Genomic DNA, 23,406 nt, shown 5'->3' with positions numbered 1-23,406 from the left:
CTAAAAGTTGTCCATTTCTCTAATGCTGTTCGTTGTAAATCACCGTGTTATATAACGGGGGTAAATTCGACCAACTTAACGCATTTATGTTGCTTCTCTAATAGAGCAACGAATTGTATAATCAACAAATTACATAAGGCTATTAGGTAACAAAATGCGACTATCTTTACCAGAATTAGAGATAACAAAGGACGAAGGCTTTAACCCTGAGAAAGATATATTCAGAAGGGCTAAGTATGGACAACAATTAACTAACTTCATTCTCAATGCAGAAGAAAACTTAGTTTTTGCATTAGACTCTAGTTGGGGGTCAGGTAAAACAACATTTATTAAGATGTGGCACTCACACAACAATACTCATGAACCACGGTTAAAGACTATTTATTTTGACGCGTTTCAAAACGACTATCAAAGTGACCCATTTTTAGCTCTTGCGTCTGAAGTTTACGACCTGTTCGAAGACGGCGATGAAGAAAGTAAGAACGACTTCAAAGAAAAAGCATCAAACGTTTTTAAAGCTTTTAGTCGTGGAGTAATTAGAACAGGAGTAAAGGTCGCTACAGCAGGAGTAATTGATGGCTCTGCTTTAGACAGCGCAGAAAAGGAAATTTCAACACTACTCTCAGATCAAGTTGATAGTGTAATTGCTGATAAATTCGAAAGCTCTAAAGCTGATAAAAACGCACTTAACGAATTCAAGAAATACTTAGAGAAAGTAGTAGCCGAGCATACTATTAACAACAAGCTAGTTTTTGTCATAGACGAATTAGATCGCTGTAGACCCGATTTTGCATTGGAAATACTTGAAAAGATTAAACACCTCTTCTCAGTTCCAGGTTTAACTTTTGTATTAGTCATGAACCGCGAACAGTTACAAGAATCGGTCAAGTCACGCTATGGTAATGGGATAAACGCTTCACTTTATCTTCAAAAATTTATAAATGTATGGTTAACCCTGCCAAACATGAAGTCTCATGGAATTTCAGACCACACTGGCATATTTTTAAATCATGCAGCACTTAAAATGAACTCACAACTATTCAGTGGGCCCGCTACTGTCAGCCGCTTGTTCAAAACATTAATAAAGCAAAACTCAACATCTTTTAGGGAAATTGAGCGCATGCTTACCTATTTTGCAGTTTTTGAAAATACACATGCATTACTAGGTGATCACAATGACCACTTAGCTATGTGTTGTGTTTGCTATCTAAAGGTCGCAGATCCATTAGTATTACGAGGTTTGTTAAATAAGAAAATTACGGCAGAAGAAGTCCATGAATCACTTGGTATAACTACTGACTCTCTAGACAGAGCATCACAAGCATTGGCTTATCTAATAGAAGCTAGTCTATGTACCGAAGGAGAATTAGAAATTATGATCAAGGATAAAAAGGTGCTCACAAACTCTTATGGAGAAGTAAGCCAAAATATATTCAGAGAAATAACAGAAATACTTGATGGCTTTTCTGTCGGATAAAACAATGTAGATGATAAAAGCCGAACCCATTTCTAGGTTCGGCTCTTTTCCTTTAAACATAATCAGACAAAGTGCGTACTATACGAATAAGTACTAATTGGCAAATTTTCCTTATGTAAAGTTATTCATTAACAGCTAATGTTAGAGCTCCTTAAGCACATTTATGTCCGAAACCTTCACAGGATAAATTTTTACACGTAGCACTTACTAACTCAAAAGTTTCCTAAACTTTCTTAGGATCACATCGGTACACAGTTCATATGGCCGAAAAACACTCTGTGAGCCAATCCTATTGAAATAGCCCCATCACATATACTCATAATTTTCATGTTGAATTAGCACTATAGACATTAGTGAGCATATGTATTGGAAATAGGTTTGACACGTAATTTTAGCTTTTTCAGTGATTTATTTTATCTAAATCACAATGATTTTGTTGTAACTGATTGATAAAAATGCAAAATGGCAGCATAGAAATGAAGCTATAGGGCTAGTCGCCCGAGTATTAAATTTTTGAGGTTTACATTGAAAATCCTAAAACAAGAAGCATGGGATAGACTACCTTTCCCTGATTGGAGAGCAAGGTTTTTTCTTGAGTGCTTTTCTGAATCTCTATCAGTGGAAACACCACATTTTCATCAAGCCAAGATGATGGGTGTACTTGATTTAGCAAAAGAAGTACTAGAAAACATTAAAGTTTATGAGGAAAATGACAAGGGCAAAGGGTATTTAACTTCATCATTAAAAGAGCTCAAGTTAGCTCTTGAACGTGACGTTGTATCCAAAAGTATTTTTGGTGACATTTTAGGTGTTTTCGATGATTGTGCCAAAAACTTTAGTGCCGATAAATTTCCTAGATCACTCATTATTCAATTAAGTATCCTATGTAAAAGGATTCTTGAGCAGCATGATTTGTACTTTGATACGATAAAGTTACTCTTAATTGAATCCATTTGTGATGATCGTGATATAAGTAAAAAGGGAAAGATCACAGAAGAAATATACTCATTAACAAGAGCATATGTTACATTTCTTTTAAGTTCTGGTTACTCTCCAACATATTTATTTAATAAGACACAAGTACTTACCAGAGCATCCAATTATAATAACAGAATATATAAAGACCAAGTTGATTTCTTCTTTAACTCTTTGGACTGTAAGGTTAGACCGTTTAAGGTATTTTTTGGCATTAAAACTAATAAAAAAGAAACCATTAGGAACTACACTCCAGTTAAAGGAATTAAGATCTTAGATAGTATTCCTGATAAGCACTATACAATATCGACAAAGACATTTTCAAAATTCTCTCCAGATTTTTATTTTCAAATATCGATTGATACTTTAGATTATGTTGGTGCATCTCTATTAGCTAATGAAAAAATAGAATCCGAAATTGATCTTTTAAAAACACTACTATCTAAGACTAACTTATCAATTCACGATAATTGCTATGTTGATTATAAAGCTAAGGGGCATACTTACCAACGTGATGTTAATGTTAGGCTGTTAAACAGCCTACTAACTTACGATTTGAGAAGTAGTCAATTTAATCAGTATGTTAACTATGATTTTAGAAGTCGATTTAAAATTTCTTCTCAGAAAAAAATTGAGGGTGTTCTTAAAAACTTAAGGCAGGTTAAGGAATCTGCACGTTTGGAGCAGAAATTGTTAAGTTTATGGATTGGTCTTGAGTCACTATCTTATTCAGGGGATGAGAAAAGTATAATAGCCTCCGTAATTAATTTCTTACCAAAACTATATGCCATACAATCAATAAAGCAACGTGTAGAATATGTTCTTATACTCCTGGAGAGTTATCAGGTTAGCATTCCAGATACGGTTAAAGAACGTCATCATATTGATGATGATATTTTTTCCAGGAAAATTTCATTGGAAGACTTCTACAAAATCGTAACTTGCGAGTCAAGTGCTAAAGAGGTTTGTGAATCAATCATTGATTTAGAATTTTTATACTTTAGATTTTTCGCTCTTTATAAAATTATTTCCAATAAGAAAGAGATAAGAAAAAGAATTAGTTATACACGAGAGGATATCGAGAAACAACTGTACAGAATATATCAAAAGAGAAACAATATAGTACATGTTGGGTTTTCTGATAGTTTAAGCCACTATGCGATAAACCACCTTTCAGATTACGTAAACACTCTTCTATTAATCGTGCTTGATACAGTGAAAAGCGCAAACTATTTGTCTAACTTAACATTGGACGACGTCATTCTTTCGAATCAATTAGTTGTTGATAATAAAATAAAATCTATTGATAATAATCCATTTGATAAAATTGGCGACTTAGAGTTTTCTGTGATTATTTAATATAACAAATAATCAAAGTTTCAAGGTGCCTTTCAACCTTTTTTAAACAATTTAGAACCATACTCCTAATCGTTTATGTCCAATAACAAGCTAGCCCCTTATCCATCCACAACAAAAAGGCCTCGCAATGCGAGGCCTTTGGTTTTCTATCTATCAGAAGAGATTAGTCGCGAAGTGCTGCGCCGAATTTCTCTGAGATTGAAGCTACGATAGCATCTACTGAACCTGCGATGTCTGCATCTTCTAGTGTGCGCTCTACAGACTGTAGGCTAAGTGCGATAGCTAGGCTCTTCTTACCTTCTTCAACGCCTTGACCAACGTATACGTCGAACAGTTTAGCGCCTGTTAGGAATTCACCACCAGCTGCGATACACGCTTCTACGATGTCGCCAGAAGCTACTGCTTCGTCAACAACAACGGCGATATCACGACGGTTTGCAGGGAACTTAGATACAGCTACTGCTTCTGGAAGCACGCGAGTGTTGATAGCTGCCCATTCGATTTCGAATACGATAGTACGGCCGTTAAGACCAAACTTACGCTCTAGTTCTGGGTGAACAGTACCAATGATACCCACTTCTTTGCCGTCTACTACGATAGCCGCAGTTTGACCTGGGTGAAGTGCTGGGTGCTTCGCTGCTTTGAAGCTGTATGCGATTTCGTTTGCTGAAAGCTCAAGAACTGCTTCTAGGTCACCTTTAAGATCGAAGAAATCTACAGTGTTAGTTGCAATGTCCCAGTGCTCTTCGCCACGAGTACCAGAGATAACGCCCGCAAGCATCATTTCTTGGCGCATGCCGTTTTCAGCAGTTGCTTCAGGGATGAAACGTAGGCCTGATTCGAATAGACGAACGCGAGACTGTTGACGCTTCTGGTTGTGAACAACTGTGTTTAGAAGACCTTGGATTAGGCCAAGACGCATTGCTGACATGTCCGCAGAGATTGGGAATGGCAGGATTAGCGGCTCAACACCAGGTACAACAAGCTTTTGCTGTTCTGGTTCTACGAAGCTGTATGTGATTGCTTCGTGGTAGCCACGGTCTACAAGAAGGTCACGAACGCGCTTAAGCGGTTGGTTAGCTTCTTTGTGGTCATTCATTTTAAGTGCCGCTTTAGGCGCTTGGTTTGGAATATTATCGTAACCGTAGATACGACCTACTTCTTCAATTAGGTCTTGCTCGATTGCGATATCAAAACGCCAAGATGGAGACGTTGCCGTCCAACCTGCGTCCGTAGTCTCAACTTCACAACCTAGGCGAGTAAGAATTTCCACTACGTCTGTAGATGGGATTTCGTGACCTAGTAGGCTGTCTAACTTAGCGCGACGTAGAGCAACTACGTTTGCTTTAGGAAGTGAGGCTTCAGATTCGCTGCCGTTTACTGGCGCAACTTCACCACCACAGATTTCAACTAGAAGCTGTGTTGCACGCTCCATAGCTGCTGCTTGTAGCGTTGAATCAACACCACGTTCGAAACGTAGAGAAGAATCAGTGTGAAGGCCGTAAGCACGTGCGCGACCACGGATGTGATCCGGTGCGAAGAATGCTGCTTCAAGAAGTACGTCTGTCGTTTCAGTAGTAACACCTGAATCTTGACCGCCAAAGATACCAGCGATTGCTAGTGCTTTGTTTTGGTCAGCGATAACAAGCGTGTTGCTGTTTAGTTCAGCTTCGTTGCCATCTAGAAGTGTTAGCTTTTCGCCCTGCTCTGCTAGACGAACCACGATACCGCCTTCGATCTTAGCGAGATCAAATGCGTGCATTGGTTGGCCTTGCTCTAGCATCACGTAGTTTGTGATGTCTACAACTGGGTCGATTGAACGGATACCACAACGGCGCAGTTTTTCTTGCATCCAGATTGGTGTTTCCGCTTTCACGTTTACGTTCTTAACCACACGGCCAAGGTAACGTGGACAAGCATCAGTTGCTTTAATTTCAACAGATACTGTGTCTTCAATGCTTGTTGCAACAGCTTCAACTGTTGGCTCTGTAACGTCTGCGCGGTTTAGTACGCCAACTTCACGAGCAAGGCCACGGATGCTGAAGCAGTCTGCGCGGTTTGCTGTTAAGTCTACATCGATAGTTACGTCGTTAAGCTCAAGAAGCTCACGTACGTCCATGCCTAGCGTTGTGCCTTCTGGTAGCTCAAGGATGCCGTCAGACTCTACGTCGATACCTAGCTCAGAGAAAGAACAAAGCATGCCGTGCGATGGAACGCCACGTAGTTTTGCTTTCTTGATTTTGAAGTTACCAGGCAGTACTGCGCCAACTGTTGCTACTGCTACAGTTAGGCCAAGACGACAGTTAGATGCACCACATACGATGTCTAACAGCTCTTCTTCGCCGATATCAATTTTAGTTACTTGTAGTTTGTCTGCGTCTGGGTGCTGACCGCACTCAACCACTTTACCTACTTTAACGCCGGTGAAAACACCCGCAACAGGTTCTACATCGTCAACTTCCAAACCAGCCATAGTGATTTGGTGAGCTAGCTCTTCGCTGTTAATTGCAGGTTTAACCCACTCGCGTAGCCAAGATTCACTGAATTTCATAGTTTCGACTGCCCCGGATTACTTGAATTGTTTAAGGAAACGAAGGTCGTTCTCGAAGAACGCACGAAGGTCATTTACGCCGTAACGAAGCATCGTTAGACGCTCTACACCCATACCGAATGCAAAACCAGAGTATTTCTCAGGGTCGATGCCAACAGAGCGAAGTACGTTAGGGTGAACCATGCCACAGCCTAGAACTTCTAGCCATTTGCCATCTTTACGTTTCACGTCAACTTCAGCTGAAGGCTCTGTGAACGGGAAGAATGAAGGACGGAAACGCACTTCAACTTCTTCTTCAAAGAAGTTACAAAGGAAATCGTTAAGAATGCCTTTAAGTTGTGCGAAGTTTACGTTCTCATCAACTAACATACCTTCCACTTGGTGGAACATTGGCGTGTGAGTTTGATCGTAGTCGTTACGGTAAACACGACCCGGAGCAATGAAGCGGAATGGCGGTTTGCCGTTTTCCATCGTACGGATTTGAACACCAGAAGTGTGCGTACGTAGCATTAGATCAGGGTTGAAGAAGAAAGTATCGTGATCAGTACGAGCTGGGTGATCGTCTGCGATGTTTAGTGCATCAAAGTTGTGGAATGCATCTTCGATCTCAGGGCCAGACTCAGTGCTAAAGCCAAGCTCACCAAAGAACTGTTCGATACGCTCAACAGTGCGAGTAACTGGGTGAAGACCACCGTTCTCAATGCGACGACCTGGTAGGCTCACATCGATAGTTTCTTCAGCTAGTTTCGCTTCAAGCTCTGCACGTTGTAGTGCGTCTTTGCGAGCTGCGATCGCTTGTTGAACAGCACCTTTCGCTTTGTTGATCTCTTGACCAGCAGTGCGACGCTCTTCAGGTGGAAGTTTACCTAGGCTTTGTAGTTGAAGAGTGAGTTCACCCTTCTTACCTAAATACTGAACTCGCACTTCATCAAGTGCGACTAACGAATCTGCTGTATCAATAGCAGTCGTTGCATTAGCAATGATCTCTTCTAGATGTTGCATCATTTCCTCATCTACCAGTTGGTAGTGTCCGTATCGGATGATTAGTTTTTTTAGATAGCTACACATAGTAATCAAACACGCAACCAATGCCAAATTGAATCGCTAAAAGAACAAGTTATTGCCTAAAAACACGGCAAATTTAACAGGATATTAATGAGGAGTAGGAAGAAGTGGAACAATTACAGGTTCCACTTCTTAATTTGGAAATGACCTGAAGGCTAGATCTGAATAGAACAAACGCTGTTCTTCCCTGCGTTTTTTGCTAAATAGACGGACTCATCCGCCGCTTTAATCAATTCGTTCATGGTTTCGAATTCTTGGGTCATTTCAGCGACACCGACACTAATACTGCCAATCCAAACTTGATGACTGGTTTCAACCTCTAATTCAGACACTTTCTGTCGAGCGGTTTCCGCGATGTACATCCCACCTTTAAGGTCGGTGTTTGGGCAAATAACCAAGAACTCATCGCCACCTAACCGGCAAACAATATCATCATTACGGAACGTGTTTTTCAGTTCACGCGAGAGGGTTTGTAGCACCAAGTCGCCTGCATCATGGCCGCTGGTGTCATTAATGCGCTTGAAGTGGTCGGCATCAATCATAATACACACTAAAGGCATGCCCAGTTCTTTGGAGTCTTGCCAATGCAGCGCTAACTGTTTAAAAGCACTACGACGGTTATGCAAATTAGTAAGAGAGTCGGTTAATGACAGTTCTTCAAGTCTCTTATTCGCTCGTTTTAATTCTGCCGTACGTTCCTCAACTTTATCTTCGAGTAACTGGTTGAAGCGTAACAACTGTTTGTTTCGTTCAGAGACTTGTTCAAACAGGCCGTTAAGCGCAGCCAACAGCGGGACAGTCGCAGAATCTTGCTGCTTTTCTTCCGCTTCAAAGGCTTGCAGAGGTGTCGCGCCCTCTTCTATCGCGGTCATTTGTCGCGCCATGTTTTGGTCGATGCCGAGGATGTGGTAAGCAAGCCAGTGGATCAATAAATCAAGTAACTGCCGTGCTGACGACTGTTCTTCTTCCATGATGAAAGCTTGCATACTGTAGATATCTTGCATAAATACACGATGCACTTTGATATGCTCTTCAATGTGTCGCTCATACACACCGCAATCTCTCATCAAAGATTCTTCTTCTTTAAAGTGAAATTCGGCATAGCATGTGAGATCGAGTAAAGCGACGTTTATGTCGTCGATAGAGATAGTGTTCTCTGACAACAGATTTCCGTAGTGGTTGATAATACCAACAAGATATTGATGCTGTTCATCTACAACACCAATGCCTGTTTCAAAGTTTTTATCCCAATTAAATGAATTCATAAATCCCTTAAGGCCGATACCACCAGCACAATTTACATGCATATTCGGAGGTTATAGATACTGAAAAAATATAACCATTTTACCTGTAGGTTTATTCGATTGTTTGATCCACTTTATAAAAAGACGACTTTGAACATTCTAAATATGGCTCATCTTAAATTTGAGACGTCCCCCCCAACAGGAACGCCCCACGAAGCTAACACTAGAAATAATATTCCAACGCCATCTCAACAAAGTCATCCTTGCGTGCGAAGAACAACAAGTCCTCTGGGGTTTCGTTCTCAAACAACCAAGCATTCAGTCGCCACTTGAGATTGTTGTTAATACGGCTCGATGCCTCTAGCTTGGCACTGTAGACATCACTGTTATCTAAGTCTTGAGTGATACCAGTAAGCACTTCGGTGCCGTCTTCATCGTTCAAAGCGAAACGGGCGCCAAGGAACACATCATTTTGGCCGATGGTTTGGGCATTGTTGCCTCGGCTGTCATACAGGTATTCAGCGATGAAGCCGATGTCCCAGTACGATTCAAGCGCCCCTACCCAAGTGTATTCAAAGCCTGTCGCCACGCCGGTATGGTTGTCGTAGCTGTCGCGATAAATGCTTTCCAGCTTCCATAACCAGTCACCGATAATGCCTTGAACATCCAATCCGAAGTGTTGCATTTGGGCGTAGTATGGCTTGAGTTGATTGCCTTCCACACGGTAATAAGGGTCGCGGTTTGTGCCGCCTAAGTAGCTTAAACCGACATCCCAATCACCGTACATTTGGCTGTAACGCAATGCCACATCAACGTGTTTTTCTTCTCGTGAAGATTCGTAAAGCGCATCGTCCGATACTGGCACGGTTGGCCTTAATCGACCGTCTTCGCCTGCGAAGGTACGCTCACGAAAATACGGCAGTAACATGGCGTCTATGGTGCCCCACTCTTTTATCGAGGTGAAGTGCACCATAGGCTGACCTAACTTGGATTCGCCATCGACCGATTCAATGGCATCGGTCTGGTTTACCACATCCACTAAATGCGCCGATTCGGTTACGCCCCAAAATACCTTTCCAACACCCGCTCGCAGTTCGTAATCATCCCAATAGGTTAAATACAAGGCTTCGCGAATATCACCATGAGTTCGTTCATCGTCTTCACTGTCTAGGCGATAAAACGGGGTGAAGGTAATGCTGCCGTTGCCCTCTTGTTGCTCCCAGTAAAACTCTGGCTGCAACACCAGTGAGCTTTGTCCTTTGTCTTGCCCTTGTAAGCCGTCGCTAAAGAACTGCCTATGTTCAAGGTTAACCTGCCCTGCGATATCAGGACTAAAGCCTGCCGCCACACAAGGCAACGACACCTGCATAAGCCCGACGGTCGCCGCCAAGGTTAAGGATAATTGGGTTCCTGTTGCCACAATCCTTTTCATATTCCTGCCTTATTTCGCACGTTTTAGTGTGTTCTTTTGGAAATCCTTGTCTTTAAGACCGGTCTGGAACACTAAATCTGTCGTGGTTAATACGGTGCTTTTGCCTGTTTGATGGTTTTGCATCGCCATGGTGTGTGCGCGCCAGTATTGGTTTAGGTACTGTTTGTAATCTTGGAACGATAGAGTTTTAAGCAGTGCGCCTTTGCGGTCGTAAAACTCGACTTTCATTGGGCGGTAGTGCTGTTGGTCTAGCCATACCTTTTGCATGGTGTAGCCTGAGTTTTTATCGGTCGGTACTTGCTCTAAAACAAAGGTGTCTACGCCTTCCAGTTTCGCGTCTTCAATGTAGTTGAAGGTGTACTTTTCAAGTTCAAACGAGCTTAAGTCCTCATACGCAAATTCACTGCCCATAAACGGGCCAGATTTGTTGCGTGAAGAGATGCGTTTTACACGCTTGAGTGCAGGAAGATACAACCACTGGTCATCGGATTTGGTGATGTGCGAATGGTTTAGGAAAGCCGTGCCTTTTACGTCGCGTGGTTCATCAAAAATGGTTAAGCCTTTGTCGCCATCGTCATCGACTTCCAAAGATTTCAATCGCATCAGACGTGTACTGCTTTCGCCCTGTTTGTTGCGAAGTAGCATTTCCATGGTTGCGACAGAATCGCCCCACCCGACATCGACCGCTTTACGTTGCTCGGCAATTTCTAAGCCTTTCGCTGGGTCTGCTAATGCTGGGAAAGCGGCGAATGTGCTCAGTGCCAACGAGCTAACAGTAAGTAATGTAGTAGCGAATGTTTGTTTAACGCTTTTCATAAATATCTCCTTGAGTCAGCCCACCGCAGCAGGCCGACGTTTCCTTATTTGGTCGAAGTAGTCAGTTCGGCTGTCGATCTAGGCTGCGACTTGGTATCTGGCTTTGATTCGTGCTGAGTTTTAGCTGAATAGTGGGTCTGTTTGTCGAAGATCATCAGTAAGCTTGGTAGCAAGATGAAATCGACCACCAGCGCAATGAAAATCACAATCGCGCTGAGTAAGCCCATGTCGGAGTTGAGTCTGAAGCTCGACATCGCCAGTACAGAGAAACCGGCCACTAGCACAACAGTGGTGATCCACAAAGCGCGACCTACGGTGTGGAAAGCGTATCGAACCGCTTCTTCTGCTGATTTCCCTTCGATTCTTGCGCGCTGGTATTTACTCAAGAAGTGCACCGCATCATCAACCACGATACCCAACGTGAGCGTGACCACGACTGACAAACCGAGGTTGATTTCACCTGAGATAAGCGCCCATAAACCAAAGCCAATGATCGCAGGCGCAATGTTGGGCACTAGGCTGATCATGCCTAAGCGAACCGAGCGCAATGCAAAGATCATCAAGCCAGAGATAAGCACTAGGGTGATAGGCAAAGTTGATAGCATGCTCGCCATGTTGGTTTCGCCAATATGAGCAAACATCAGTGACGGGCTCGAAGCCACCACTTCATATTGCGGTGCATTGGCTGCAAACCATGAGTAAATGCGCTCTTCGAGTTCGACTAGCTCAACGCTGCCAAGGTTATCGACGGTGAGTACCATTTTGATCGATGATTTATCGACGTTGATCTGGTTGTTCAAGTCCAAGCCGTACGGCAGAGACATTTCGTAAAGCAGCAGATATTGCGCGGCAAGTTCACGGTTCAGCGGTAGCTTGTAGTAGCTGTCGTCGTCGGCATGCATATTCTTGTTCAAACGCATATAAACATCAGAAAGCGTTGCCACATGGTCAGTTTCTGGTTGAACGCGTAGCCACTTAGTAAAGTCACCAATTGCTTGCAAGAACACAGGATCAGCAATCGCTTGAGACTCGTTAGTTTTCACTGCGATACTGAGGGTTGTCATGCCGCTTACGGTCTCTTCCATGAAGTCAGCCGCTTGTCTGAATTCACTTGAGGTATCGAAATACTTCACCGATTCATCGTTGACTTTGTTGAGCGGAATTAACGCGGCAGCGCCAACAATCACTAGCGTAGAAATCGGCAGCAGTGCTTTACGGTTAGTTACGACAAAATCGCCCAGCATATCCATGAAGGTGACTTTGTCTGCCGCCTTAGGGTTGGCAGGTAGACGTTTGACTGGCAGCAGTTTTAGCAACGCTGGCAACATAGTCACAGACAAGAAGCACGCAATAAGTACACCCAGTGCCGATAAGTTACCGAAATCACGCAGCACTGGTGAGTCCGACATGTTCATCATCAGGAAACCAATCGCAGTGGTCACCGAGGTGATCAGAATCGGCATCGCATTGAGCTTGATGCTGTATTGAATGGCTTGTGCTTTCTCCATACCGCGCTGCATCGCTTGTCTCATGGTCACAATCACGTGAACACAATCAGCCACCGCCAAAGTTAAAACCAAGGTTGGCACATTCACGGTTGCGGTACTCAAGAACATCCCTGCCCAACCAGACAATCCCATGGTGGCAACAATCGAAGAGATGATCACAATGAGCGTCGCCACCACACTAAAGAACGAGCGCAGCATAAAGGTCAGGAACACCAGTACCACCAACAGCATTAAGGGAACGAGCGTTGAGCTGTCTTCTTGAGCCGAAGTCATAAATGCGTTGTTCATGGCTATGATGCCCGCTTTATGGAATTCGACATTAGGATACTGAGCTTGGTACTTGCCGATCATGGTATTGATTGCCGCAATCACCTCTTGCACTTCTGCGGTTTTGTCCACTTCTGGCAGTTGCACGGTGACGTTCACAATCGTCACATCGCCAGAGGCCGACACCAAGGCATTCTTAACCAACGGCTCGTTAAGGGCGATCTGTTTTACTTTGGCGATGCGTTCTGGTGTGTGTTCGTACTCTTCATACAGCAAGTCTTCTACCAAAAGATCATCTTCAATGGCTTCGGTGTGCTGATAATTAGCAAGGGAATCGACACGGCTTGAATACGGGATCTGCCACGCATCAACCGTGAGATTTTGAATCAGGGTGAGAGTTTCAGGGGTGAAGACATTGCCATCTTCAGGTGCGACAACAATCGCAAGGTTGTCGGTTTTTGCAAAGGTGGTTTGGATTTCATCGAACGCCATCAACTGCTTGTTGGTGCCTTCGAAGAAGATGTTGTAGTCCCCTCTAAAGTAGAGGTTCTTAGCCCCTAATGCAGAGAGAATGATGATTGAAAACACCACCAGCAGAACGATAAACGAACGCTTGGTAGGTATTGAGTGCCAACTGTTTAGATCTGTGTTTGCGCTATCAGCATTAGGGTTATCTCGGTTTTGCTGATCGAACGTGGGCTTCTGGCTGTCATGTTTCATCACAGTCTCCATTTGTGACGATTCGTCATATTTGTGTCATAAAAAGCCAGCCGAAGCTGACAAAAGACACAATGCTTAGTCAAACACTCAAGAAAACAGCAACCACAGTCGGTCAGTCTCAAGTTTGTGACGAATCGTCAAAAATGGTTATTAATAAACCCACATGTGTGGGCTTAACGGAAGCTATCGACCTACAGACTCTAAGTAAGCGATCTCTTCACTGAACAGTTCTTGTTCTACACGACGCCAAGTTTTGCGGTAATCCCAGTCACTAGAAAGGGGCTGCCAATTTAGGCCGTCTAGAATCATGTTCGCGTTGTGTAATACTGAATACGGGTCTTGTAACCGCTTAATACAATGACTGTTTGATGCGTTCTGTGACAAGGCATTTGAACCAAATGCGATTGACCAGTTAGCAAAAACGATGGCATCTGAGCCAACGCCAGAAGAGAACTTTAGGTCACCCGCTTCTACCGCTTGGTTAACCATAGAGTCGCATTGTTCAATCACCAACTCTTCCAGTTCATTCATCTCGGCGACGCGTGCACTAGACGCTTTCTCTAGTACCCATGGGCTTTTCGCCATAATCGCGCAAGTTGATAGTACCGGTTCCATGCGAGCATAGATTCGGTAAGCAACGTGCAATGCGACGATCTTTTCACGTGTGTTGCCTTCAAACTCTCCAGAGCGAGCAAACATCATTGCTTCTGTCTTGAGAGAGTGAATACATAACGCTAAAACGACGTCTTCTTTGCTGCAAAAGTGATTGTATATCGTACCTTTAGAATAAGAGCTCGCTGCCGTTAGCTTGTCCATCGTGAGGTTTCCGAACCCTTGTTCTCGAACCAGATCTTTTGCTAACAACATCAACTCTACTTCTCGGTCTGCAATAGACTGCTGCTTTTTAGACAACACGCCTTTGCAACCAAAGATACCTTGTTTATCGCCTTTACAACCAAAGCCAAACATAATTTTTTAGTCCGTATATGAGCTTAGCCGTTATCTAAGCTTCGCCAGTATTTAAAACACTCCTATCCAATATATTAACACGAATAGTAAATTCATGTAGTTAACCATTTTGTGACGCTTCGTCATTTCTGACTTATCGTCATAATAGCGCAAGTATTGATCATATCAAGGGGTTTTATAAATTAAATACATTTTGTGAATGGAAAGAGAATAAATGGGATATAGCTAAGAAAATCATCAATAGTTGACCTAAAGAGAAGACTTTAAAAGAAGACCTGTATTGTGACCAACAGAATGTGGACGCGAATTGGGCATTCTTAACCTAACAAAGAATGTAGGCACTTTAAGCTGCTATGCGTATTCATGCCCAATGATTCCTAGCTTAAACCACAAGAATGAATGACTGTAGGCTTACTTTATGGGGCAGACGTCTCCTTATGGTCAATATTTGGCTTACTAATGCCGTTTTCTGTTAAGTTGCTATAAATTCGGTAAGGGGTGACTTACAATAGTGACAACGACTTACCTTTTTTGAGAACACGATATTGAGCGCCAAATATTCTTATTTAGCTTGGCAAGTGAATACTTCTAGCCCTGCAGAAAAGCTGGTTTTATTGATGCTTGCAGACGGTGCTGACGAATTCGGCTACACCAATGTGTGCCTACAAACAGCAGGTCAACTTTGTGCTCTCTCTACGTTTGGTTTAGCCGACTGTCTTAAGTGTTTAGTCGACCAAGGTTTTCTCGATAAGGTAAAAGTAGATTATCGGGATAAAAAAGAGATTCACGTTTTCAAAATGCTCATTGAGCAAGAGCAAACTGCGGCGCACGTTGAGGTTCAACCGACCAATAGTATTCCGGTCTACTCTACGGCACCTGCACCTGCACCTGCACCTGCACCTGCACCTAAGTTTCAGCCTGCTCCGGCACCAATGCAACACATGCAGCAGGCCCCTCGCCCACAAGGTCGAGGCTCAATGAACAGCAACACCGTCTCTACTCATGATCTCAACGAAGAAGAGATACCATCATGGGCAGAACGTGCGTTTAAATTCTCCGGTTTGACCGGTGACCATAGTTTAGTATGGAAGAAATTTGTCCTCTGGTATAAAGCCAAAGCCAATGAATTAATGCCATTATCTCGGATTGAATCCAAGCTGCAGTACTGGCTAGTTAACGAGAAGCAAAATGAAAGACAACAACAGCAGAAGACCTCTCAATATTCAGGAAATGCAGGACAAGCTCAAGGAAATGGGTATAGACAAAAGCTTAGCCCATCTGAACGCTTCAGGCAGCAGCTCATTCAAAAAGGCAAAAAGCCAACCTTCTGAGCCAGCTCAACCTGTTGTACCTGACGCTACAGGTCCATTAGTACCTGAAGTGATTGAAGCGCAAAGTACCGAAGTGAAAGTAGCGGCTGCACAAGCTGCGGATTCTGGTGCGTCTCAACAAGTACCTGTTGTTGATCAAGATCCTGCAGAGCTGGAACTAACCGATTGGTGTATTCACGTGTTCGGCTCTTTCTTGAGCGTGTACGAAACGCAGTGGGAATATCAGTACGGTAGTGAGCCAAGCGGTAAGTTCATTGAGTTTGCCAACTCTGTTGATTCAGACGGCCTTAACCGCGTTTTAATGCACTGCCACGAACGTATTCAGCTTGGCAACAGCTGGCCGCCGCAAATGGGTGAGCTGTGGATCCTGAAAGATTCTTTAACTGAAGAAGAGTTACTTGATAGCCGTATTCGTGTATTGTCGCGCGCAGCTGTTAACAACATTGAAAAATGGCTAATCCAAAACAAACTGTACGACTTGAAGCGTACGGCTGAAAACAAGCTGGATGGTCTGTTTAAGAAGTACTACTTGGAAGCAAAACGTTTAGATGAGAAAGGCATGCTGGAAACGGAGTTGCCGCAATTCCTGCTTGCCGCTAACTCAGTGAAAAACCTAAACGATTTAAAACGTGAAGAGTACGAAAGCCAGCACGGCAAAGCGATTAACCCAAGAATCCAGCGTATTCTGAACAGTAAAAAGTAACCGTCTACCCGCTGCCTGTTAGAAGAAAACAGAGTTGCAATTACCCGGTTAACAGATACAAAAATGCCAGCTATCAAGCTGGCATTTTTTATGAATTCTAACGAACTCTTTAACGACTATCCGACCGTTATTTACGATCGTTTTACTGATTGATTACAGTAGGTGAATAGTTGCGTTTAGAGAGAAAACGCCTGCGTCGTCATCTTTCATTTTGAAGTTTTGGTAGCTAGCGCCTACAGATAGTGGACCGAAGATGAAGTATTCAGCGCCTACAGCGTACATGATATCAACGTCGTCTTGCTTGAAGTTATCGCCTTTCACTTCGTATGAGTGAAGACCACCCTTCGCGTATACGTGAAGAGGACCGAAGTCGATGCTTGGTTTGATCGCTAGGTAAGCAGTGCTTACGTCAACACCTTGTTTAGCACGGTTGCCGTAGCTAACGTTGTCGAAAGAACCTAGATCCCAGTAACCCGCTTCAACACCGATTAGTGGAAGGATACCTGTACCTACGTGGATGCCCACCGCGTTTTCATCTTCACCAGCGAATGAGTTTTGACCACCCATTACACCGCCGTACAACCAAGAATCAGCCATTGCTGTTGAAGATGCACCTAGTAGTGCTAGTGCCAATAACGTTTTTTTCATATTCGACCTTTTTCGTCCTAGTGGCAGGCCTTGAGTGGTAATAAATTGCCACCAAGTCGCCCTGTATGTAATAACTATTCAATTAGTAATGCAATAAGCAAGATTTATACCCAAACCTTGCTATTGCGTCTAGCTTTATTCCTTTAGCAAGCATCAATCGCGTTTTTAACACGCTTATCTGATACTGGGTAAGGCGTACCGAGCTGCTGTGCGAAGAAGCTTACACGAAGCTCTTCTATCATCCAACGCACCTCTTTTACATTTTCTGGAACCGCGATCCCTTTTGGAATTTTATTCAGCAGTTCTTTGTAATCATTCATTACTGACTCAACTTTGATCATGTGAAGACGATCTTTGTTCGGGTCAATTGGCAGTTTTTCCATGCGGCGTTCAATCGCTCTCATATAGCGTAGAATATCCGGCAAGCGTTTCCACCCACATTCTGTGGCAAAACCCTTAAAAATCAAACCTTCTACTTGAGCTTTTATGTCAGAAAGTGCGAATGCCATAGAAAGATCCACGCGTCCTTTCAGCTTTTTACTGATGCTGAATGCCGTGGTTAGGATGGTTTCAACCTGTTGAGCAATCTCTACTACGGTATCACCCAGCTCTGCACGTACGTGTTCTTTCATAGCTTCAAACTGCTCTGGTTCCCAAACCAAACCGCCCTTCTCTTCAATCAGCTTATCAATACCACAAGCGATACAGTCATCGATAAGATCGAGTACCTGTCCGTATGGGTTGAAGTACAAGCCAAGTTTCGATTTGTTCGGCAGGTTCGAGTGCAAGTATTTGATCGGTGATGGCACGTTCAACAAGATTAAACGACGCTGACCCGATTTCATTGCCGAGATTTGCTCTTGTTCGGTTTCGAACAGTTTGATCTCTACGCTGTCTTTGGTATCCACCAGCGCAGGGAAGGCTTTAACATCGTAGCCACCACGTTTCTGTTGGTAGACTTTTGGTAATTCACCAAAGCTCCACGTGTGCAGGTTCTGCTGCTCGATATCGTCGTCTGCCACTTTAGAAAGCGTTTCTTGAACCTTGTCTTTCAGGCTCTCTTTCAACTCATGCAGATCTTTCTGTTCTTTCAGCTTACGCTTGCGATGATCTACAGCGCGGAATGTTACCTTTAAGTGCTCTGGAATCTGGTCTAACTTCCAGTCATCACGTACCACTTCCACACCCGTCATGCGGCGTAGCTCTTTCTCAAGAGAATCCAGTAACGGTGCTTCAAGCGGTGTCACACGTGCCAAGAATGCATCTGCGTAGTTTGGCGCAGGTACAAAGTTACGGCGTAGCGTTTTAGGTAACGACTTAATCAAGCTAATTACTAGCTCTTGACGTAGACCCGGGATCTGCCAATCAAAACCGTTCTGGTCGATCTGGTTCAAGATAGGCAGCGGAATGTGTACCGTTACACCATCGTTATCGTCGCCCGGCTCAAATTGGTAACTCAGCTTGAGCTTGATACCGTTTTGGTGCCAGAAGTTCGGGTAATCCAGATCGGTAACGTGGCTAGCATCACCGCGGAACAGCATCGATTTTTCAAAGTTAAGCAGCTCAGGGGTTTTCTGACTGGTCTTCTTCCACCATGTATCAAAGTGACGGCCAGAAACCGCCTCTTCACCAACACGCTGGTCATAGAAATCGAACAGTTCATCATCGTCGATCAAGATGTCACGACGACGCGATTTATGCTCTAGCTCTTCGACTTCTTGTAGAAGCTTACGGTTCTGCTTGAAGAAAGCGTGTTTGGTTTCCCACTCACCTTCTACTAATGCACTACGTACAAACAACTCACGGCTGACGGTTGCATCAATCGCGCCGTAGTTCACAAGGCGCTTAGGTACGATTGGGATTCCGTAAAGCATCACTTTTTCGTGTGCCATTACCGCTGCTTGTTTCTTCGACCAATGTGGTTCGCTGTAACTGCGTTTAATCAGGTGTTTCGCTAGCGGTTCAATCCATTCAGGTTGAATCTTCGCGATAACACGGCCCCAAAGTTTTGAGGTTTCTACCAGCTCCGCAGACATGATCCACTTAGGCTGTTTCTTAAATAGGCCAGACGCAGGGAAGATGTGGAAGCGTGCATTACGTGCACCTTGATACTCATTCTTCTCTTGGTCTTTCATACCAATGTGCGAAAGCAGACCTGATAGCAGTGACATGTGAATGCCATCGTAGCTGCCCGGTTCTGTATTCAACTTAGTATCTAGCTCACGCATTGCTTGGTGAATTTGGAAGTACACATCTTGCCATTCACGGATACGTAAATAGTTGAGGTAATCTTGCTTACACTGTTTGCGGAACTGGTTACTCGACAATGCTTTTTGCTGCTGCTTGATGTAATCCCATAAGTTCACAAACGTGATGAAGTCAGACTCTTTATCGAAGAAACGCTTGTGCTTGTCATCAGACGATTGTTGCTTATCTGATGGACGCTCACGCGGATCTTGAATCGACAACGCAGACGCGATCACCATCACTTCGTGTAGGCATCGGTTACGTGGCGCTTCAATTACCATACGCGCTAAACGTGGATCGATAGGCAGTTTTGCCAGCTTACGACCAATCGCGGTTAGCTTCTTCTTGTCGTCGCCGTGGTTCTTGTTTTTGTTCGCTGACGGTTCAACGGTGGCGATCGCACCAAGCTCTTCAAGCAGCCTTACACCGTCTTGAATGTTGCGCTTATCGGGCGCTTCAACAAATGGGAACGCTTGAATATCGCCTAGGCCTAGCGCTGTCATCTGAAGGATAACCGATGCTAGGTTAGTACGAAGAATCTCTGGGTCAGTAAACTCTGGGCGTGACTCGAAATCTTCCTCAGAGTACAAACGAATACAGATACCTTCTGCAACACGACCACAACGACCTTTACGCTGGTTTGCACTCGCTTGAGACACTGGCTCAATCGGTAGACGTTGTACTTTAGTACGATAGCTGTAGCGGCTAATACGCGCCGTACCCGGGTCGATAACATACTTGATGCCCGGAACGGTTAACGAGGTTTCTGCCACGTTGGTTGCCAGAACGATGCGTCGACCAGTATGAGACTGGAAGATACGGTTCTGCTCACCCGCCGATAGACGCGCGTAAAGCGGGACAATTTCGGTATCACGAAGGTTGCGTTTACTTAATGCATCTGCGGTATCACGAATTTCTCGCTCACCGTTCATGAAGATCAAGATATCGCCAAGGCCTTCATCACACAGCTCATCAACGGCTTCAAAGATGCCTTCGATTTGGTCGCGGTCTGAATCACTTTCATCACCACCTAATGGGCGGTAACGCGTATCAACTGGGTAAGTACGACCAGACACTTCAATGATCGGTGCATTGTTGAAGTGCTTAGAGAAACGCTCTGGATCGATGGTTGCCGACGTGATGATCACTTTCAGATCAGGACGCTTTGGCAGTAACTCTTTCAGGTAACCCATGATGAAATCGATGTTCAGGCTACGTTCGTGCGCTTCATCGATAATGATGGTGTCGTACTGATTTAAGAAACGGTCGTGTTGAATCTCCGCCAGTAGAATACCGTCGGTCATCAGTTTGATTTGGGTATTGTCAGAAATCTGGTCGTTGAATCGAACCTTATAACCAACGAACTCACCCAGCTGTGTTTCCATCTCTTCAGCAATACGGTTCGCAACCGAACGCGCCGCAAGACGACGGGGCTGAGTGTGACCAATTAAGCCAAAGCGGCCGCGGCCAAGCTCAGAACAGATTTTTGGTAGCTGAGTGGTTTTACCCGAACCCGTTTCACCCGCCACGATAACCACTTGGTTTTCAGCGATGGCTTTCGCGATGTCTTCGCGCTTTTGGCTAACCGGGAGAATTTCTGGGTATTCAATCGTTGGTTTCTGTGCCGCGCGCTGAGTTGCCGTCATCATTGACTTAGCAATGTCTAACGCAATCTCATCAAAGACAGCGTGCTTAGCTTGTTCGTTCTTAATTTTACTCGCACCAGCAATTCGCTTACTCAAACGGAAGCGATCGCGCATCATACATTCGTTGAGCGCTTTACGAAGAGAGGCTGGGCTATTCTGAGATGATTTGTTGTTTGTCGCTGATTGTTCAGCAGATTTTTTCGATGCAGCTTGGTTTGGTTTCGCTTTGCTCTGTGAAGAACTTGGCTGTGCTGCATTCTTGTTGTTATCTGCTTTTTCCGGAGACGAAGTCAAAGCGTGTCCTATTCTTGTACTTATTAAACTCGCGCGATTATATCACAAGTCTCAAACAAAAAAGCCTGACAGCAAAGGGAAAACCTTTAGCTATCAGGCTGATTAATCTCGCTAACACTCGCAGGAGCTATGAAAGCGCGGTCAAATGTAATTCGTACTTAGTCAACTCTGGTTTAAAGCTAACGTTAAAAACTGCGCTTAAAACTCATATTGGAAGTAAACCGTGTTGTAGTTACTACCGCCTTTGATACGACCATACTGAGAGGATTTTTCAAAGATTGCAGAACGGTGATGCAATGAATAACCGAACCATAAGTTGTTCAAGTCATTCTTACCAATCAAGTCGCCAACGTTGACATCGAATGAGAAGTCTAAGTAGTTCAATAGATGGCTTGCTGTGTAGCCTTTACGCTCCATCTCAGAGCCTTCGATGTAGGTAATCGAATCGATGTAAGACATACCTTCTGCCACACCAACACGCCACTGAGTTGGCCAATCAAAGGTGTAATACGCTTTGATTGCGATAATGTATTCGGTGCTGCTTGATTGAACGTCTGAGCTCCAGTGGTGGGCAATACCTGGGGTCAAATAGATATCCAATGGCAAGCCGAAGATCTCATCAGTTAATGGGTGTCCATAGAAGAACGAGGTCAACTGGTTGTTGTATTCGTCTTTTTCTCTATTGAACTTCATGATGTCACCAATATTGGATGGCGTTCCCCAGCCGTGTGCGACACGTAAGTAAGGCGCATTGCTCAGTTTAGGTTTTGGCGCTTTCTCTTTGTCGTTAAAGAAACCAAAGCCAAGGTACAATTCCCCCTGATAACGGTCTTCAACAATCGAAGAATCGTAAGCGTTATCGTCCAATCGAGTCACACTGGTTGAACCCAATAAGTACAAGTTAGAAACCACATGGTAACGCGTTTCAACACCAACATTTAAGTCAACACCAGCACCAATGGTTTCATTAGATGCGGAGTAATACTCACTGTTGAAATCAGCACTTTTATAACGCAGCGTCGCGCTCGGGTAAAACTCCCAATCTCCAGTTTCATACTTGGCTTTAGCTCGTAAGTTACCGTGGAAGTTGTATTCACTGTCGCTCATTAACTCCGTCTCGACAGACCAAGAATCATCAAGTTGGTAGGTCAGTTGAGCACCAAAGTCCGCCGTATCGCCTTCAATCGCGTTCTGCTCAGATGCAGGAATATCAATAAAGCGCATGCGAGAGATAGCATTGAAAGACCACTTCTCATCGTCAGTTTGATAGAGGTATACCCCCATCTCAGTACCGTCAATAAACACATAATCGTTCTTGAAAAACAGCATCGGTACGAATGAGCTAACCGATTGGTCGCCACCAGACGTGTCATAAGGGATGCTTGCTGTACGGAACATTGCAGCGATGCCCCACTCTTGCTCTTCAGCGGCCCACGCATTAGCACTTACGAAAATGCCACTTAGGAAAGCGCTACCTAGTAAAACCAATCCAGATGAAGGAAGAGTCGGTAAATATTTGAGCTTCATTCTTGTGTAATTACTCTTTGAAAAAAATATTGTTTTACTGATTAGACATTTATTAACCATGACGGCTAACTATTTTTAGGTTTGCTCGGCATTGACCGTTACAATGTAGAATATTCTCGGTTAAATGAAAGTATTGTGAAAGTCTCCGAATTACAAAACATTATAGATCACTTACCCAAAGATTCCGATCCAGATATTGTTATGGGTGAGGCGTGGTTGCCTGAGCGTTTGGTGGATACCAACCTAGACGGTGACATGCTATTTCTTGAATTCGATAATGCCCCTGAAGACAATCAAGGGGATGAAGAAGGCCGTGGCTTTGTTGAGCACGAGATTGCTATGATTCGAGAAAAGCTCGAACTGTTATTAGACGAGCCTTCCGATACCAAGACCAAAGCCGATGCCCTATTGGCAATATTTCTAATGGGCCATGAACTTTCTAGCTCAGAAGTTATCGAAGTTCTTGAATCAACAGAATCTGAAATGGCAGAGCCTGAGATTGCAGAGTTTAAAACAACAGAATCTGACTCAGTAGAACTTGAAGCATCAACGCTTGAAACCACAAAGCCAGACACAAATAAGATCGAAACAAAAGAACACCACGACGACTAGCCACCAACGATTTTA

15 protein-coding genes are annotated in these 23,406 nt (G+C 43.9%); 5 read left to right on the top strand and 10 right to left on the bottom strand.

Features of this window, described 5'->3' with window-relative positions; all coding sequences use genetic code 11:
• Window positions 1-154: 154 nt before the first annotated feature.
• Both AB4585_RS02570 and AB4585_RS02565 read left to right on the top strand, forming a co-directional pair.
• The gene (locus AB4585_RS02570; protein ID WP_372169305.1) at window positions 155-1,477 is read left to right on the top strand and encodes a P-loop NTPase fold protein; all 1,323 of its coding nucleotides are present in this window, start codon (window positions 155-157) and stop codon (window positions 1,475-1,477) included.
• Between the two features lie 525 nt (window positions 1,478-2,002).
• The gene (locus AB4585_RS02565; RefSeq protein WP_372169304.1) at window positions 2,003-3,811 is read left to right on the top strand and encodes a hypothetical protein; all 1,809 of its coding nucleotides are present in this window, start codon (window positions 2,003-2,005) and stop codon (window positions 3,809-3,811) included.
• Between the two features lie 163 nt (window positions 3,812-3,974).
• On the opposite strand, the gene pheT is transcribed toward AB4585_RS02565, so the two are convergent.
• The 7 genes from pheT to AB4585_RS02530 form a co-directional block, all read right to left on the bottom strand.
• The gene (gene pheT, locus AB4585_RS02560) at window positions 3,975-6,362 is read right to left on the bottom strand and encodes a phenylalanine--tRNA ligase subunit beta (protein ID WP_372169303.1); all 2,388 of its coding nucleotides are present in this window, start codon (window positions 6,360-6,362) and stop codon (window positions 3,975-3,977) included.
• An 18-nt stretch (window positions 6,363-6,380) separates the two neighbouring features.
• A complete protein-coding gene (gene pheS / locus AB4585_RS02555) occupies window positions 6,381-7,364 on the bottom strand; it encodes a phenylalanine--tRNA ligase subunit alpha (RefSeq protein WP_004734764.1) in 984 nt (327 codons plus the stop codon).
• Between the two features lie 218 nt (window positions 7,365-7,582).
• Window positions 7,583-8,692, bottom strand: coding sequence for a GGDEF domain-containing protein (locus tag AB4585_RS02550; protein WP_029236452.1), 1,110 nt, complete (start codon window positions 8,690-8,692; stop codon window positions 7,583-7,585).
• 202 nt (window positions 8,693-8,894) lie between these two features.
• Window positions 8,895-10,103 carry a hypothetical protein gene (locus tag AB4585_RS02545; RefSeq protein WP_017060449.1) on the bottom strand — a complete coding sequence of 403 codons (1,209 nt, stop codon included), beginning with the start codon at window positions 10,101-10,103 and terminating at the stop codon, window positions 8,895-8,897.
• Between the two features lie 9 nt (window positions 10,104-10,112).
• On the bottom strand, window positions 10,113-10,919 hold the full coding sequence (locus AB4585_RS02540; RefSeq protein ID WP_017060448.1) for an outer membrane lipoprotein-sorting protein: 807 nt from the start codon (window positions 10,917-10,919) through the stop codon (window positions 10,113-10,115).
• Between the two features lie 44 nt (window positions 10,920-10,963).
• Window positions 10,964-13,426: an RND family transporter gene (locus AB4585_RS02535; RefSeq protein ID WP_372169302.1), complete on the bottom strand. Its 2,463-nt coding sequence runs from the start codon at window positions 13,424-13,426 to the stop codon at window positions 10,964-10,966.
• A gap of 171 nt (window positions 13,427-13,597) precedes the next feature.
• Window positions 13,598-14,383 carry a TetR/AcrR family transcriptional regulator gene (locus tag AB4585_RS02530; protein ID WP_004741595.1) on the bottom strand — a complete coding sequence of 262 codons (786 nt, stop codon included), beginning with the start codon at window positions 14,381-14,383 and terminating at the stop codon, window positions 13,598-13,600.
• A 545-nt stretch (window positions 14,384-14,928) separates the two neighbouring features.
• On the opposite strand from AB4585_RS02530, the gene AB4585_RS02525 reads away from it, so the two are divergent.
• The gene (locus tag AB4585_RS02525; RefSeq protein ID WP_136982501.1) at window positions 14,929-15,714 is read left to right on the top strand and encodes a hypothetical protein; all 786 of its coding nucleotides are present in this window, start codon (window positions 14,929-14,931) and stop codon (window positions 15,712-15,714) included.
• Complete coding sequence (locus tag AB4585_RS02520; RefSeq protein WP_372169349.1) at window positions 15,635-16,417, top strand: hypothetical protein; 783 nt, start codon at window positions 15,635-15,637, stop codon at window positions 16,415-16,417. Before AB4585_RS02525 ends, AB4585_RS02520 begins: the two co-directional genes overlap by 80 nt.
• A 153-nt stretch (window positions 16,418-16,570) precedes the next feature.
• Here the strand turns inward: AB4585_RS02520 and AB4585_RS02515 are convergent, their stop codons facing one another.
• From AB4585_RS02515 to AB4585_RS02505, 3 genes are all read right to left on the bottom strand, one after another.
• Window positions 16,571-17,065, bottom strand: coding sequence for an outer membrane beta-barrel protein (locus AB4585_RS02515; protein WP_017107497.1), 495 nt, complete (start codon window positions 17,063-17,065; stop codon window positions 16,571-16,573).
• 143 nt (window positions 17,066-17,208) lie between these two features.
• A complete protein-coding gene (gene hrpA / locus AB4585_RS02510; RefSeq protein WP_372169301.1) occupies window positions 17,209-21,252 on the bottom strand; it encodes an ATP-dependent RNA helicase HrpA in 4,044 nt (1,347 codons plus the stop codon).
• A gap of 198 nt (window positions 21,253-21,450) precedes the next feature.
• Complete coding sequence (locus AB4585_RS02505; RefSeq protein ID WP_372169300.1) at window positions 21,451-22,779, bottom strand: MipA/OmpV family protein; 1,329 nt, start codon at window positions 22,777-22,779, stop codon at window positions 21,451-21,453.
• An 81-nt stretch (window positions 22,780-22,860) separates the two neighbouring features.
• Between AB4585_RS02505 and AB4585_RS02500 the strand changes: the two genes are divergently transcribed.
• On the top strand, window positions 22,861-23,391 hold the full coding sequence (locus AB4585_RS02500; RefSeq protein WP_029235374.1) for a hypothetical protein: 531 nt from the start codon (window positions 22,861-22,863) through the stop codon (window positions 23,389-23,391).
• Window positions 23,392-23,406 lie beyond the last annotated feature (15 nt).

Origin of the sequence: Vibrio sp. 10N.222.49.C9 (assembly GCF_041474985.1) — a bacterium.
In the GTDB taxonomy this organism is placed as follows: Bacteria; Pseudomonadota; Gammaproteobacteria; order Enterobacterales; family Vibrionaceae; genus Vibrio; species Vibrio crassostreae_C.
This window is presented reverse-complemented; position numbering and strand designations above follow the sequence as displayed.